The sequence below is a fragment of the Lactiplantibacillus daoliensis genome, assembly GCF_005405005.1.
GTDB classification, from domain to species: Bacteria; Bacillota; Bacilli; order Lactobacillales; family Lactobacillaceae; genus Lactiplantibacillus; species Lactiplantibacillus daoliensis.
This window is the reverse complement of the sequence record NZ_BJDH01000002.1, coordinates 45,744-59,171: the sequence shown is the minus strand read 5'-3', so window position 1 is coordinate 59,171 and position 13,428 is coordinate 45,744. Positions and strand designations below refer to the sequence as shown.

Genomic DNA, 13,428 nt, shown 5'->3' with positions numbered 1-13,428 from the left:
ATAGATTAGAGGTCATCCTGATGAGCTTAACGCTAGAAGATTTTGATTATGATTTACCACACGAACTAATTGCCCAAACCCCGATTAAACAACGCGATACATCGCGATTATTAGAATTAGATCGAAAAACCGGTGAAATGCAAGATAAGCATTTTTACGATATTCTCGATCAATTGAATCCTGGCGACGCGGTTGTGATGAATAATTCGCGGGTCATGCCTGCACGATTATATGGCGTTAAGCCTGAGACTGGTGGTCATGCTGAGGTCTTGTTATTGCACAATACCGAGGGCGACGAATGGGAAACGCTGATGAAACCCGCAAAACGGGCTAAAGTTGGGACAGTGATTTCATTTGGTGATGGCAAGCTAACCGCCACAGTGACTGCTGAAAAAGAAGATGGCATTCGGTTGATTGAATTTCATTATGATGGGATTTTTATGGAAATTCTTGAGAGTCTTGGTGAAACACCATTGCCACCATACATTAAAGAAAAGCTTGATGACCCAGATCGTTATCAAACCGTTTATGCCAAAGAAAATGGTTCGGCGGCGGCACCCACGGCAGGGTTGCACTGGACGAAGGATTTATTACAAAAGGTTCAGGATAAAGGTGTGAAGCTGGTTTATTTAACGTTACACGTCGGATTAGGTACCTTCCGACCAGTTGAAGAAGATAACATTGAAGACCACAAGATGCACAGTGAATTTTATCGCTTAGATGAAGACGCCGCCAAGACTTTGAATGAAGTTCGGGCTAACGGCGGTCGGATTATCGCGACTGGGACGACTTCAATTCGGACGTTGGAAACGGTCGGCACGAAGTTTGATGGCGAAATCAAGCCGGATTCTGGTTGGACCGATATTTTCATCAAGCCGGGGTATCAATGGAAAGTTGTTGATGCGTTTATCACCAACTTCCATTTGCCAAAATCAACATTAGTGATGTTGGTTGCTGCCTTTACAGGCCGTGACATGATTTTGAACGCCTATCAACATGCGATTGATGAGAAGTATCGTTTCTTTAGCTTTGGCGATGCCATGTATATTCATTAGCGGTAAGTCGTGAACTGAGACTGGAACTGGGCAAGTTCCAGTCTCTTTTTGTCAGCACCGACTAGTTAGGCGAGTTGGCTCAAGTGCTGGATTCGTGCTATGATATTGAAAGTTTAGATCAGGAATTAACGGAGGCAAAAATTAACTATGGAACCGGCTATTAAATACCGATTAATTAAAAAAGAAAAACACACAGGCGCACGCTTGGGTGAAATTATTACACCACATGGGACATTTCCAACGCCAATGTTTATGCCTGTGGGAACGCAGGCAAGCGTCAAGTCGCTGGCCCCAGAAGAGTTAGATGCGATGGGTGCTGGGATTATTCTTTCCAATACTTATCACTTATGGCTACGCCCTGGTGAACAGATTGTTAAAGAAGCTGGTGGCTTGCACCAATTCATGAATTGGAAAAAGGGTATTTTGACCGATTCAGGTGGTTTTCAAGTGTTCTCATTAGCGAAGAATCGTGATATTACCGAAGAAGGTGTCCACTTTAAGGATCATCTGAGCGGTGCCAAACGATTCTTGTCACCTGAGAAGGCGATTCAAGTTGAAAACGATTTGGGACCAGATATCATGATGAGCTTGGATGAATGTCCACCATTTTTTGAAAGTTATGAGTACGTTCGTCATTCTGTTGCGCGGACGAGCCGGTGGGCAGAACGTGGGCTCAAGGCGCATCAACATCCAGATTATCAAGGATTATTCGGAATTGTGCAGGGTGCCGGGTTTAAAGATTTGCGTGAACAAAGTGCCCGTGACCTGGTTAGTATGGATTTCCCAGGATATTCAATCGGTGGGCTATCAGTTGGGGAATCGAAGGCAGAAATGAACCACGTTCTTGATTTTACAACACCATTATTACCAGAAAATAAGCCTCGTTATTTAATGGGAGTAGGTTCAGCTGATGCCTTGATTGACGGTGCGATTCGTGGGGTGGACATGTTCGATTGTGTCTTGCCAACCCGAATTGCGCGGAATGGGACTTGTATGACGTCACACGGACGACTGGTTGTAAAGAACGCCAAGTATGCCCATGATTTCACGCCGTTGGATGAGAATTGTGATTGTTACACTTGTCGTAACTTTAGCCGCGCGTATATTCGTCATTTGATTAAAGCCGACGAAACGTTCGGATTGCGGTTAACTAGTTATCATAACTTATATTTCCTCTTACACGTGATGCAACAGGTTCGTCAGGCCATTATGGATGATAATTTGCTAGAATTCCGTGAGCACTTTTTTGAAATGTACGGTTTTAACAAGAAAAACGCCAAAAACTTTTAGCAATACTAGTAATTGATAGCGTAATTTGTTAAAGTTAAAGATAGTCAAACATAGATTAGGAGCGATATAAAAATGGGTCAATTAACATCAATTCTCTTTATCGTAGTCATGTTCGGGTTCTTATACTTCTTCATGATTCGTCCACAGAGAAAACAACAACAACAACATCAACAAATGCTTAGCAAAATCAAACGTGGCGATAAGGTTACTACGATTGGTCGTTTGCACGGGGTTGTCGATGAAGTCAACGAAGCCGAAAAAACAGTGACACTTGATTGTGATGGGATTTTCTTAGTTTTTGATTTAAGTGCGGTTGCTAAAATTGCACCTAAAGCAGGGGCTACCGCCAAAGCAAATGATGCTAAAGAAGCCGACAAGCCAGCTGATGATTCAGCCGACACTGAAGAAAGTCATATTGATTCAGCTGCTAGCAATGTCGATGACAGTGCTGATAGCGCCTCAGATGATTCAGAAGAAAAATAAGCAACAGTTTCAACGTCTGACCTTAATTGGTCGGGCGTTTTTTCATACCAGCACAACCCATCTTCGTTGCCAAACAAACGTTTGTTCGTGTATAATAGCCATACTGAGGGAGGGGATCACATGTCACAGTCCATTAGCGAGTCACCCATTAATATCAATACGAGTCGCAAGATTATCCATGTTGATATGGATGCGTTTTATGCGTCGATTGAAGAGCGAGAAAATCCGGCCTATAAAACGCAACCGCTAGTTGTGGCGTATGATCCTCGTAAAACTGGTGGTCGAGGTGTCGTGACAACCGCAAATTATGTGGCGCGTCAATATGGGGTACATTCAGCGATGCCCGCGGCCAAGGCACTTGAGCTTTGCCCAAAAGCTGTTTTTAAAAAGCCCAACTTTCCGTTGTATCGGCAAGTTTCTGATCAGATTCATGAGATCTTTCATGAGTATACCGATAAGATCGAGCCGATTGCGTTTGATGAAGCCTATTTGGATGTAACTGAAAACAAACCACAGATTCATAGTGCGGTGGAACTCGCCCATCGTTTGCAACGTGAGATTTGGACGAAGACGCACTTAACTTGTTCAACTGGGATCTCCTACAATAAATTCATTGCTAAGTTGGCTTCCGATTACCGTAAACCGGCTGGGGTAACGATCGTTTTGCCACAAGACGCGGAACCATTTTTATTGCGTGAACCGATTGAGAAATTCCGAGGTGTCGGGAAAAAGACAGTCCCCAAAATGCATGAGCTTGGAATTGATAGTGGTTATGAATTATTACAGTGGACGGAAATGGACTTGATTCAACATTTTGGCAAACTCGGGTATATCTTGTATCGGCGCGTACGTGGCAGCGATGATCGCCCAGTTGAATATCTGCGTGAACGGAAGTCGATTGGCAAGGAACGAACTTTTGGACCGTTCTTAGGTTCGAGTGATCAAGTTTCCGCACATTTAAAAGCCTTGGCGGAGATGGTGAGTGAGACGATGCAAACCCATCAACGACATGGGAAAACGCTCGTGCTGAAGTTACGCTATGGTGACTTTGTGACAATTACGAAACGTCGCACTTTTCCAGAGTTTTTGCCTAACGATGCTGAGACATTTTACCGATACGCTGAAGAAATATTTGAAGGAGTCGTCGATCAGCATTTCGATTCTGGCATTCGATTACTCGGAATTACGATGACTGGCTTAGCACCATTAGCGTTTGAAAATATTAGTTTGCCATTATATCCCAATGAGCGTGATTAATTCATTTGGCGTGAGCGCAATTGTTCGGTATACTAAAGTACTGTGCCGAATTATGGCCACCAGCAAATCAGGAAGAGGAAGGATCACTTATGACCGTCCAAACAGAAATTTTAAACTTAATCAAATCAGCAAAAACAATTATTATTCAGCGGCATCAACGCCCAGATCCAGATGCAATTGGGAGTCAACTTGGCTTGGCCGATATTATCAAAACGAGTTTTCCAGATAAACGGATACTGACACCTGGGAAACAGTATCATGGCTTTGACTGGCTTGGTCAGATGGATGAAGTGACTGAGGAAGACTACCATGACGCACTGGTTCTCGTGCTTGATACAGCAAATCAGCCACGTGTCGATGGTGAATTTTATAATACGGGCAAAACACTGGTCAAAATCGATCATCATCCAAACGATGACGCTTTCGGTGACCCACAGTGGGTTGACGTGGACGCATCCAGTACGAGTGAATTGATTTACGACTTCTACGCTGCTAATGCGGCCGAATTGACGTTAACTGCTAACGCTGCGCGGTTATTGTATGCCGGCATTGTTGGCGATACGGGACGTTTCTTGTATTCAGCGACGAAACCTAGTACGATGCGGGCAGCAGCGGCCTTAATGGAAGCTGGTGCGGATGCGACGGCAGTCAACCGGATTGAAGATACGATTACGCTGCCAGTAGCACGTTTATCTGCATACGTTTATGAACATTTGACGCAACTGGAATCTGGGGCTGCTTATGTGATTTTAACCAATGACATCATGGACTCATTTGAAATCGGGGACGCTAGTACTGCTGGCGTTGTCCCATTGCCTGGTCGCATTGATACGGTTGAAGCCTGGGCAATTTTCGTGCAACAAAAGGAAGGCGACTTCCGAATTCGATTACGTTCCAAGGGGCCAGCCATCAATGAATTAGCTAAATTACATGATGGTGGTGGTCATCCAATGGCCAGTGGCGCTAAGGCCGTCGACCAACAAGAAATTGAGCAGGTCGTGCGTGAACTCGACCAAGTCGCTCGTCAATATAAGAAAGAGGTTTAACTATGACCGCAAGTTTCAAAGAGTTCCAACTGCAGCCGTTTTTGATGCAGGCTTTACAGGACATCAACTTTAAAAAGCCAACCAAAGTGCAAGAAAAGTTGATTCCCGTGATTGCTGCTGGCCGCAGTGTGATTGGTCAATCAGCAACTGGGAGTGGGAAGACCCATACCTTCTTATTACCAATGATCAACAAATTAAATCCTGATGAACGCCGTGTTCAGGCCGTGATTACCACGCCTAGCCGCGAACTCGCTTATCAGATTCAGGAAGCTGCCAAACAATTGATCTTACACAGTCCCAAGGCCTTGCATATCGGTTTATATGTCGGTGGGACGGACAAACAGGATCAAATCGATAAATTAAATCGGCATCAACCACAATTAGTGATTGGGACACCAGGACGAATCTTAGATTTGATTCGCTCACAGGCACTGAACATTCATACGGCACAGCAATTAGTTGTCGATGAAGCTGACATGACGTTGGATATGGGATTCTTAAATGTGGTTGATCAAATTGCAGGTCGAATGCCAGCTGATTTACAAATGCTGGTATTTTCTGCCACGATGCCACAAAAGTTAACCCCATTTTTGCGGAAGTATATGAATAATCCCGTCATGGAAGAAATTCCAGTTGAATCCGTGATTAGTCCAACCATTGATAATTGGTTGATTTCGACGAAAAGTCATGACAAGAATAGTATTATCTATCGGTTATTAACGATTGGTGAACCATATTTGGTTTTGATTTTTGCCAATACTAAGGAACGGGTCCAGGAAATTGCTCATTATTTGAAGGGACAAGGCTTGACCGTTGCGATGATTCACGGTGATATTAAACCGCGGGAACGTAAACGGGTCATGCGTGACGTGCAAAACTTGAAATATCAATTCGTTGTTGCCACCGATTTGGCTTCACGAGGCATCGATATCGAAGGGGTCTCGCATGTGATTAATGACGATATTCCAAATGACTTAGAATTCTTTATTCACCGGGTCGGCCGGACTGGTCGGAACGGTATGCCGGGGACGGCGATTACGCTTTATAGTCCAGGTGAAGAGGATAAAGTTAGTGCTGTTGAAGAAATGGGCATTAAGTTTGAGCCTAAAGCGATTCGCGATGGCGAAATCGTTGATTCCTATGATCGTAACCGGCGTGAAAAACGGGGTACTCGGCACGATAAGCTTGATCCGTCATTGATCAGTTATGTCAAAAATGCGAAGAAAAAGGTTAAGCCGGGTTACAAGCGTCGCATTCGGACAAAGATTTCCGATAAGGCTCGGATGGATCGGCGGATTGAACAACGGGCGGCTGCTCGTAAAGCGCGTAAAGACCGTAAGAGTTAAAAATTAGCTTAGGCTTTGTGTTAAGAGCTGGATTTTTAGTTGAATTCTGTCTTTACGGTTGACAGGCTTCCTAGGCAACAGTACAATTTCAAGAGTAAGGACATATTCTATCGCCATGACTGTTTAGAAACGCTTTGGTTGCTGAAAAAAGTGCGGTGTCGATGGAATGCTACCGAGAAGTGATGACTAGACAACTAGTCCGTGTCTCAGCGTTAATGAGCTTAAGAGGTAAACGAACACATCGTTGCAAGCAAAGTGGTACCGCGTTAACAGCGTCTTTGCTAGCAACGGTGTTTTTTTGCCTAAATTTAGACCAATTGAGAAAGGGTGCCACCATTAATGAAGAAATTAAGCAGTAGTGAAATTCGGCAAATGTATTTGGACTTTTTCCATGAAAAAGGTCATACCATTGTGCCTAGCGCATCTTTAGTGCCAGTCGACGATCCAACGTTACTCTGGATTAACTCTGGTGTTGCGACTATGAAGAAATATTTTGATGGTTCTGTCGTGCCAGATAATCCACGCATGACTAGTTCACAAAAAAGTATTCGGACCAATGATATTGAAAATGTTGGTCGGACGGCTCGGCACCATACGTTATTTGAAATGCTCGGCAACTTCTCTGTTGGCGATTACTTCAAGGAAGAAGCCATCAGTTGGGCCTGGGAACTTTTAACCTCACCAAAGTGGTTTGGCTGGGATCCAGAAAAGCTCTACATGACTGTCTATCCCAAAGATACCGACGCTGCTAAATTCTGGGAAGCAACCGGGGTTAAGCCGGATCATATCATTAAAGTGGAAGATAACTTCTGGGATATTGGCCAAGGCCCTTCAGGCCCAGATTCTGAAATTTTCTATGATCGTGGTGAATCGTTCAACAATTTAGCCGAAGACGATCCTGAAAATTATCCTGGTGGCGAAAATGAACGCTATTTGGAAGTCTGGAACATTGTGTTCTCACAATTTAACCATACGCCAGAAGGCACCTACGAACCACTCCCACGTAAAAACATTGATACGGGGATGGGACTTGAACGCGTGGTTTCCATTTTCCAAAATGCGCCAACTAACTTTGAGACTGATTTATTCTTGCCAATTATTCATAAGACTGAGGAACTCAGTGCTGGTAGAGTGTACGGCCAAAATAAGCAAGATGACGTGTCGTTTAAAGTGATTGCGGACCATGCGCGGACGATTACTTTTGCCATTAGCGATGGCGCACTACCTTCAAATGAAGGCCGTGGTTACGTGATTCGCCGTTTGATTCGCCGGGCCATTTTACATGGTCAAAAATTGGGGTTGAAAGACGCCTTTTTAGACCAATTGGTGCCAATTGTGGGCGAAATTATGCAATCGCATTACCCAGCAGTTTTGAAGAATGCGGATTATATTGCTAAAATCGTGCACTCCGAAGAAGTTCGTTTCAATGAAACCTTGAACGATGGCTTAAGTTTACTTAATCAATTGATTGCGGATACCAAAGCCGCCGGAGACGATACGTTGCCTGGTGTGGATGCGTTCAAATTGTACGATACGTACGGTTTCCCATTTGAATTAACGAAAGAATACGCCGGCGATGAAGGCTTAAAAGTCGATGAACCTGGCTTTGAAGTTGAAATGAAGGCCCAACGTGATCGTGCTCGGAATGCTCGGAGCAATGCGAAATCTATGGGTGTGCAACGTAGCTTATTGATTGAACTCAAAACGCCTAGTGAATACGTTGGTTATGATGAATTAACCAACGTTCAAGGTGAATTGAAGGACATCGTTGTTGATGAGAAGCTGGTTGATGGTGTGAACGACGGCACCGCTGAAATGATTTTCAGTAAGACGCCATTTTACGCTGAAATGGGTGGACAAGTGGCTGACCGCGGGGTTATTTTAGACGCTGCTGGTCAAACTGTTGCCAAAGTTACCGATGTGCAAAATGCACCAAATAAGCAGCATTTGCATACGGTGGAAGTTTTGAAACCAATGCACAAAGGGTCCACGTATACCATGAATGTTGACCTAGCCTTCCACAATAAGGTTGAAAAGAACCATACAGCAACCCACTTATTGGATCAAGCTTTGCGAGATGTTTTAGGTGAACATACCTCACAAGCGGGTTCGTTAGTTGAACCGGACTACTTGCGGTTTGACTTTACGCATTTTGGCGCCGTGACTGAAGCTGAATTGGCTAAAGTAGAACAGATCGTCAATGACAAAATCTGGGCTGCTTTGCCAGTTAGTGCGATTCAAACAGACCAAGAAACCGGTCATAAGATGGGTGCTATTGCTGTCTTTACACAAAAATATGGAAAAATCGTGCGGGTCGTTTCAATCGGCGATTATTCCATCGAATTTGATGGTGGGACGCATGTGAAGAATTCCAGCGAACTGGGCTTGTTCAAGATTGTGTCCGAATCCGGTGTCGGTGCGGGGACACGACGGATCGAAGCCGTTACTTCTAAGGAAGCCTTTGAATTGTTGTCACAAGAAGAAGGCTGGTTGAAGACGATTGCGACGCAAGTAAAAGCCCCACAATTGAAAGATACCACTGATCGGGTGGCACAATTACAGGCCGACTTGAAGGCTGAACAACAAAAGAGCGCGGCACTTGAAAGTAAACTCGCTAAGCAACAAGCAGGGGCAGTATTTGAACAAGTTGACGATGTCAATGGCCATACGTTGATTGCGCAAGCTGTTCAGGTCTCCGGAATGGATCAACTTCGTCAATTGAGTGACACCTGGAAGGCCAAGGCTTATTCGGATGTCTTAGTCTTAGGGACAGTGATTGGCGAAAAGGTTAACTTGCTAGTTGCTGTGAGTGACGAACAAGTTAAGGCCGGTTTGAAGGCTGGTGACTTGATCAAAGCCATTGCACCGCACGTTGGTGGCGGTGGCGGTGGCCGTCCAACCTTGGCGCAAGCCGGTGGGAAGAAGCCCGCTGGATTGGCAGCTGCATTGAAAGCAGCACATGAATGGTTGGCAGAACAGTAATTCCGGATATTACGAATGTGTTACATCCAAGTCGATTGATTGTACTTCATATAAGCATTTAGTAAAATAGACTAGAAGCGGAAACTAGCGGGAGGTGCTTTATATGAGTTCGTTAGATAAAACAATGTATTTCAACTTCGATAATGAAGGTAACAAGGATGTTCATGACACGTTAACGACGGTTTATGAAGCGTTACAAGAAAAAGGCTATAACCCAATCAATCAGATTGTTGGTTATTTGCTGTCAGGAGATCCAGCGTATATCCCGCGTTTAAAGGATGCGCGGAATTTAATTCGTAAGCACCAACGCGATGAAATTATCGAAGAACTTGTCAAGTCCTACTTGAAGGCAGATAAGGATGTTAATGCATGAAGTTAATGGGGTTAGATGTTGGTTCCAGAACAGTTGGTGTGGCCACTAGTGATGCTTTTGGCTGGACCGCTCAGGGTGTTGAAATTATTCGCATCAATGAAGATGAGGAAGTCTTTGGGTTAGATCGCGTTGCTGAACTCGTGAAAGAACACGAAGTTGGTGGCTTTGTCCTTGGATTGCCTAAGAATATGAATAACACATTGGGACCGCGGGCAGAAGCCGCGCAACACTACGGCGACCTTTTAACGGCACGTTTCCACTTACCGATTGACTTTGAAGATGAACGGTTGACGACGGTTGAGGCCGAACGGATGCTGGTTGAAGAAGCCAATACGTCACGGAAGAAGCGCAAAAAAGTGATTGATAAGTTAGCAGCAAGTTTAATCTTGCAAAACTACTTAGATCGTCATGGTAAACTCACCCAAGAATAGCGAGGAATTAGCATGAGTCAAAACCAAAATACGCCACAAGATGAAGAAAAAATTACCTTAGTCGATGACGATGGTAACGAAACATTATTCAATATTTTATTCACCTTTGATTCAAAAGACTTCGGTCATTCATATATTTTACTGTATCCAGCTGATGCAGCAGAAGATGAAGAAGTCGACATTCAAGCTTATATCTTCAACCCAGAAGATGAAGACAATGGCGATTTAAAGCCCATTGAATCAAATGAAGAATGGGATATGGTTGAGGAAATTTTGAATACTTTCTTAGCTGATGATAGTGGGATGCAATAAGTAGTTTTAAGTGAAATATTACTGGAAGCTCTCAGGCCAAAACGGTCTGAGAGCTTTTTTTATCGAACACGTCGATTTATGACGGGATGACCTTAAGAGATATTGACCAGCAAAAAGTTTTTCAATGCCAAAATAGAGACCTATTGAAAAGTAGTTATAAAAACATAACGAAATGTAGTTGTGTTTCAAACAGATATAAAAACTGAAAAAATAAACGAATTGATTATGAAAACTATTTTGGCGTAGTACTTGGCCACTGTAGAGGGCGATAATCTGTGATTATTTAATGAAAACAGTAGGATTATTACAGTATTAAGGCTAATTTCATCAGTAGCACCTTAAGTTGACGTAAATAAGATTGCTGATAATGGCGATGAAAACTCATCAAATTATGAAAGAAGGTTGTTTTAGATTTATGCAATTTTAGACAGTCTAATGTTGATAAAATATTAAAAAAATGCTGAAATGGCGCGGTTCTCAAAATTGACATAGCTGGAAAAATTTGGTTAAGTAATAAATGAAAATGTTAAAGAATTGAAAATTAAGCGTTGTGATTGAGACGATACTAACGGAGAGTGAATAATGGATCAAGCTGTAAATTTAGACTTTTTGATTAAGTTGGTTCGTAAATATTGGTTATCAATTGTCGTTTGTACCTTTGTCGGTATTCTGGTCGCGGCTGGCATTACTTTTAAAATTATGAGGCCAAGGTACCAGTCAAATGTTCAAATTCTAGTGAGTCGTCGCAGTGAAAATGCCGCTGCGCAATATACGACCCAGCAAGCTGATGTGCAAATGATTACGACGTATAAAGAACTAATCACTAATCCAGTGATTCTGAATCCAGTCATTAAACATCTCAACGAAAGTTTTGATTATTCTTATTCTCTAGAAGCACTACAAAAAGCTATCAGCGTTTCAAGCACTCAAAATTCGCAAGTGTTTTCTGTTAAAGTGACAGATCGAAATAGGATACATAGTGCAAGAATTGCCAATCAAATTGCACAAGATTTTAAAACTCAGGTTAAAGGAATCATCAAGGTCAATAACGTGACGATTGTTTCGCCAGCAATGCCGGGCAAATCACCGGTTTCACCGAAAAAAGGGTTAAACTTGTTGATTGGTTTGATTGCGGGATTCTTGTTTGGAATGGGATATGCGGCTGTTAGAGTACTGACTGATCGTCGAGTACAAGGGTTGGGCTACTTGACGGATGAGCTGGGGTTATCCGTTTTGGGTCAGGTGAATCACCACCAGCAATTTCACCAGAGTCAGGTTGTTGAACAGTTGAAGAAAGTTCAAAGAAAACGTTCTGTGTACAACACTGGAGAAAGCCCAGAAACTGCTGCAGAAAAACGTGTTTAAGGAGTTTGATATGTTTAGCAAAAAAAGAATAACTGGCACCTCATCAGTGCAATTGATGACCGTTCTTGAGCCAACTTCGGTGATTACTGAACAAATCAAGACAATTAGAACAAATATCAATTTTACAGCAACGGAACACAAGCTGCGAACGTTGATGGTGACGTCAGCGATGTTAGGCGAGGGTAAGTCAACTGTGAGCAGCAATTTGGCGGTCGAATATGCCCATGAAGGGTTGAAGGTATTATTAGTTGACGCAGATTTACGTCGACCGACTGTTCATGAAACCTTTGGTCTACCAAACCAGGCTGGATTGAGTTCATATTTGGGACGTCAGATTGTTGATGTGAATGAGATCATTCATATCTCCATTGATAATCTTTATGTGATGACAAGTGGCCCTAAACCACCCAACCCGGCGGAATTACTTGCTAGTAAAACGATGGCTCAATTTTTAAGTACCACTGGCTGTAATTTTGATTTGGTCATTATAGATGCGCCACCAATCTTACCGGTTACCGATGCACAACTATTGGCCAACAAAGTTGATGGTACAGTGCTCGTGGTACGGGAGAATGTTGCCCAAAAGACAGCGGTCCGGGGGGCAGTCGACGCGTTAAAACGGTCACATGCGAATTTACTGGGAGTCGTTTTGAATGATATAACAGCGGGTAAGCGTAACGGCTATTATGGCTACAACGATGGTTATTATCGAAATGGGGACTAACCGATTAGTCGACTTACATTGTCACATTTTGCCTGGACTAGATGATGGTTCACCATCGTTAGACGCATCAATTAAAATGGCCAAGGCGGCGGTAGCGGATGGCGTCGGTTATATTTTAGCAACACCACATCATTTAGACCGGCATTACGTGAATCACGCTTCGAAAGTTAGGCTGGCTGTGACCACTTTTCAAGCAGAACTGGATCGATTGGGGATTCACTTGCGGGTTTTTCCGGGTCAAGAGGTTCATCTAAATGGTGAAATTATGGTAAATATTGATGATTTGCTAGGGATTGATGAAGGTCGAAAATATTTATTGCTAGAACTACCACATGAGATGGTGCCAAGGTATTTAGATGAAGTCATATTCCAATTGCTATGTGAAGGAATTACACCAGTGATTGCGCATCCTGAGCGGAATGAGCAAATCATGGCAAATCCGAAAATCTTGTATGATCTGACTGAGCAAGGGAGCATATCACAAGTTACAGCAACTAGTCTAGTGGGAATATTTGGAAAACGTGTTCAGAAAACTGCAATCGAATTAGTTAGTTGTGGATTAGTACATGTTGTTGCATCTGATGCGCATGTTTTTGCTAAACGAAATTTTGTAATGAGGAAAGCTTATAAAATGTTGGCGGAACAAGATTTAAGTTATCCTGAACTTTTTTCAAATAATGCCCGTTGTCTATTAAATGGTACTGATATTACGCTGCCACCCGTTACAATACCACATAAAGTTCGTAAATTTATTCTTTGAAAAG

The 13,428-nt window shown here is 43.1% G+C and carries 13 protein-coding genes; all 13 read left to right on the top strand.

Annotated features, from left to right (window positions below; translation table 11 throughout):
- The first annotated feature begins 20 nt into the window (after nucleotides 1-20).
- The 13 genes from queA (at nucleotide 21) to FFM64_RS02520 (ending at nucleotide 13,424) form a co-directional block, all read left to right on the top strand.
- Nucleotides 21-1,055, top strand: a complete 1,035-nt coding sequence (gene queA / locus FFM64_RS02580) for a tRNA preQ1(34) S-adenosylmethionine ribosyltransferase-isomerase QueA (protein ID WP_137606445.1) — start codon at nucleotides 21-23, stop codon at nucleotides 1,053-1,055.
- A gap of 147 nt (nucleotides 1,056-1,202) precedes the next feature.
- Nucleotides 1,203-2,345: a tRNA guanosine(34) transglycosylase Tgt gene (tgt, locus tag FFM64_RS02575; RefSeq protein ID WP_137606444.1), complete on the top strand. Its 1,143-nt coding sequence runs from the start codon at nucleotides 1,203-1,205 to the stop codon at nucleotides 2,343-2,345.
- Between the two features lie 72 nt (nucleotides 2,346-2,417).
- On the top strand, nucleotides 2,418-2,828 hold the full coding sequence (gene yajC / locus FFM64_RS02570; protein ID WP_137606443.1) for a preprotein translocase subunit YajC: 411 nt from the start codon (nucleotides 2,418-2,420) through the stop codon (nucleotides 2,826-2,828).
- 120 nt (nucleotides 2,829-2,948) lie between these two features.
- Nucleotides 2,949-4,085, top strand: coding sequence for a DNA polymerase IV (dinB, locus tag FFM64_RS02565; protein ID WP_137606442.1), 1,137 nt, complete (start codon nucleotides 2,949-2,951; stop codon nucleotides 4,083-4,085).
- A gap of 89 nt (nucleotides 4,086-4,174) precedes the next feature.
- Nucleotides 4,175-5,131, top strand: coding sequence for a DHH family phosphoesterase (locus FFM64_RS02560; RefSeq protein WP_137606441.1), 957 nt, complete (start codon nucleotides 4,175-4,177; stop codon nucleotides 5,129-5,131).
- A 2-nt stretch (nucleotides 5,132-5,133) separates the two neighbouring features.
- Complete coding sequence (locus FFM64_RS02555; RefSeq protein ID WP_137606440.1) at nucleotides 5,134-6,477, top strand: DEAD/DEAH box helicase; 1,344 nt, start codon at nucleotides 5,134-5,136, stop codon at nucleotides 6,475-6,477.
- A 339-nt stretch (nucleotides 6,478-6,816) separates the two neighbouring features.
- Complete coding sequence (gene alaS, locus FFM64_RS02550) at nucleotides 6,817-9,459, top strand: alanine--tRNA ligase (RefSeq protein ID WP_137606439.1); 2,643 nt, start codon at nucleotides 6,817-6,819, stop codon at nucleotides 9,457-9,459.
- 103 nt (nucleotides 9,460-9,562) lie between these two features.
- The gene (locus tag FFM64_RS02545) at nucleotides 9,563-9,832 is read left to right on the top strand and encodes an IreB family regulatory phosphoprotein (protein ID WP_137606438.1); all 270 of its coding nucleotides are present in this window, start codon (nucleotides 9,563-9,565) and stop codon (nucleotides 9,830-9,832) included.
- The gene (gene ruvX, locus FFM64_RS02540; protein ID WP_137606437.1) at nucleotides 9,829-10,263 is read left to right on the top strand and encodes a Holliday junction resolvase RuvX; all 435 of its coding nucleotides are present in this window, start codon (nucleotides 9,829-9,831) and stop codon (nucleotides 10,261-10,263) included. The genes FFM64_RS02545 and ruvX overlap by 4 nt, the downstream gene beginning before the upstream one ends.
- A 12-nt stretch (nucleotides 10,264-10,275) precedes the next feature.
- Nucleotides 10,276-10,575: a DUF1292 domain-containing protein gene (locus tag FFM64_RS02535; protein WP_137606436.1), complete on the top strand. Its 300-nt coding sequence runs from the start codon at nucleotides 10,276-10,278 to the stop codon at nucleotides 10,573-10,575.
- A 582-nt stretch (nucleotides 10,576-11,157) separates the two neighbouring features.
- Nucleotides 11,158-11,940, top strand: a complete 783-nt coding sequence (locus FFM64_RS02530) for a YveK family protein (RefSeq protein ID WP_223876876.1) — start codon at nucleotides 11,158-11,160, stop codon at nucleotides 11,938-11,940.
- Nucleotides 11,941-11,950: 10 nt separating this feature from the next.
- On the top strand, nucleotides 11,951-12,664 hold the full coding sequence (locus FFM64_RS02525) for a CpsD/CapB family tyrosine-protein kinase (protein WP_137606434.1): 714 nt from the start codon (nucleotides 11,951-11,953) through the stop codon (nucleotides 12,662-12,664).
- On the top strand, nucleotides 12,654-13,424 hold the full coding sequence (locus FFM64_RS02520) for a tyrosine-protein phosphatase (protein WP_137606776.1): 771 nt from the start codon (nucleotides 12,654-12,656) through the stop codon (nucleotides 13,422-13,424). The genes FFM64_RS02525 and FFM64_RS02520 overlap by 11 nt, the downstream gene beginning before the upstream one ends.
- Nucleotides 13,425-13,428: the final 4 nt, after the last annotated feature.

Bases quoted from the DNA above. Each gene is read 5' to 3' on its own strand.
- queA (WP_137606445.1), top strand. From the start codon at position 21: ATGAGCTTAACGCTAGAAGATTTTGATTATGATTTACCACACGAACTA.
- yajC (WP_137606443.1), top strand. From the start codon at position 2,418: ATGGGTCAATTAACATCAATTCTCTTTATCGTAGTCATGTTCGGGTTC.
- dinB (WP_137606442.1), top strand. From the start codon at position 2,949: ATGTCACAGTCCATTAGCGAGTCACCCATTAATATCAATACGAGTCGC.
- FFM64_RS02545 (WP_137606438.1), top strand. From the start codon at position 9,563: ATGAGTTCGTTAGATAAAACAATGTATTTCAACTTCGATAATGAAGGT.
- ruvX (WP_137606437.1), top strand. From the start codon at position 9,829: ATGAAGTTAATGGGGTTAGATGTTGGTTCCAGAACAGTTGGTGTGGCC.
- FFM64_RS02525 (WP_137606434.1), top strand. From the start codon at position 11,951: ATGTTTAGCAAAAAAAGAATAACTGGCACCTCATCAGTGCAATTGATG.
- FFM64_RS02535 (WP_137606436.1), top strand. From the start codon at position 10,276: ATGAGTCAAAACCAAAATACGCCACAAGATGAAGAAAAAATTACCTTA.
- alaS (WP_137606439.1), top strand. From the start codon at position 6,817: ATGAAGAAATTAAGCAGTAGTGAAATTCGGCAAATGTATTTGGACTTT.
- FFM64_RS02530 (WP_223876876.1), top strand. From the start codon at position 11,158: ATGGATCAAGCTGTAAATTTAGACTTTTTGATTAAGTTGGTTCGTAAA.
- tgt (WP_137606444.1), top strand. From the start codon at position 1,203: ATGGAACCGGCTATTAAATACCGATTAATTAAAAAAGAAAAACACACA.
- FFM64_RS02560 (WP_137606441.1), top strand. From the start codon at position 4,175: ATGACCGTCCAAACAGAAATTTTAAACTTAATCAAATCAGCAAAAACA.
- FFM64_RS02520 (WP_137606776.1), top strand. From the start codon at position 12,654: ATGGGGACTAACCGATTAGTCGACTTACATTGTCACATTTTGCCTGGA.
- FFM64_RS02555 (WP_137606440.1), top strand. From the start codon at position 5,134: ATGACCGCAAGTTTCAAAGAGTTCCAACTGCAGCCGTTTTTGATGCAG.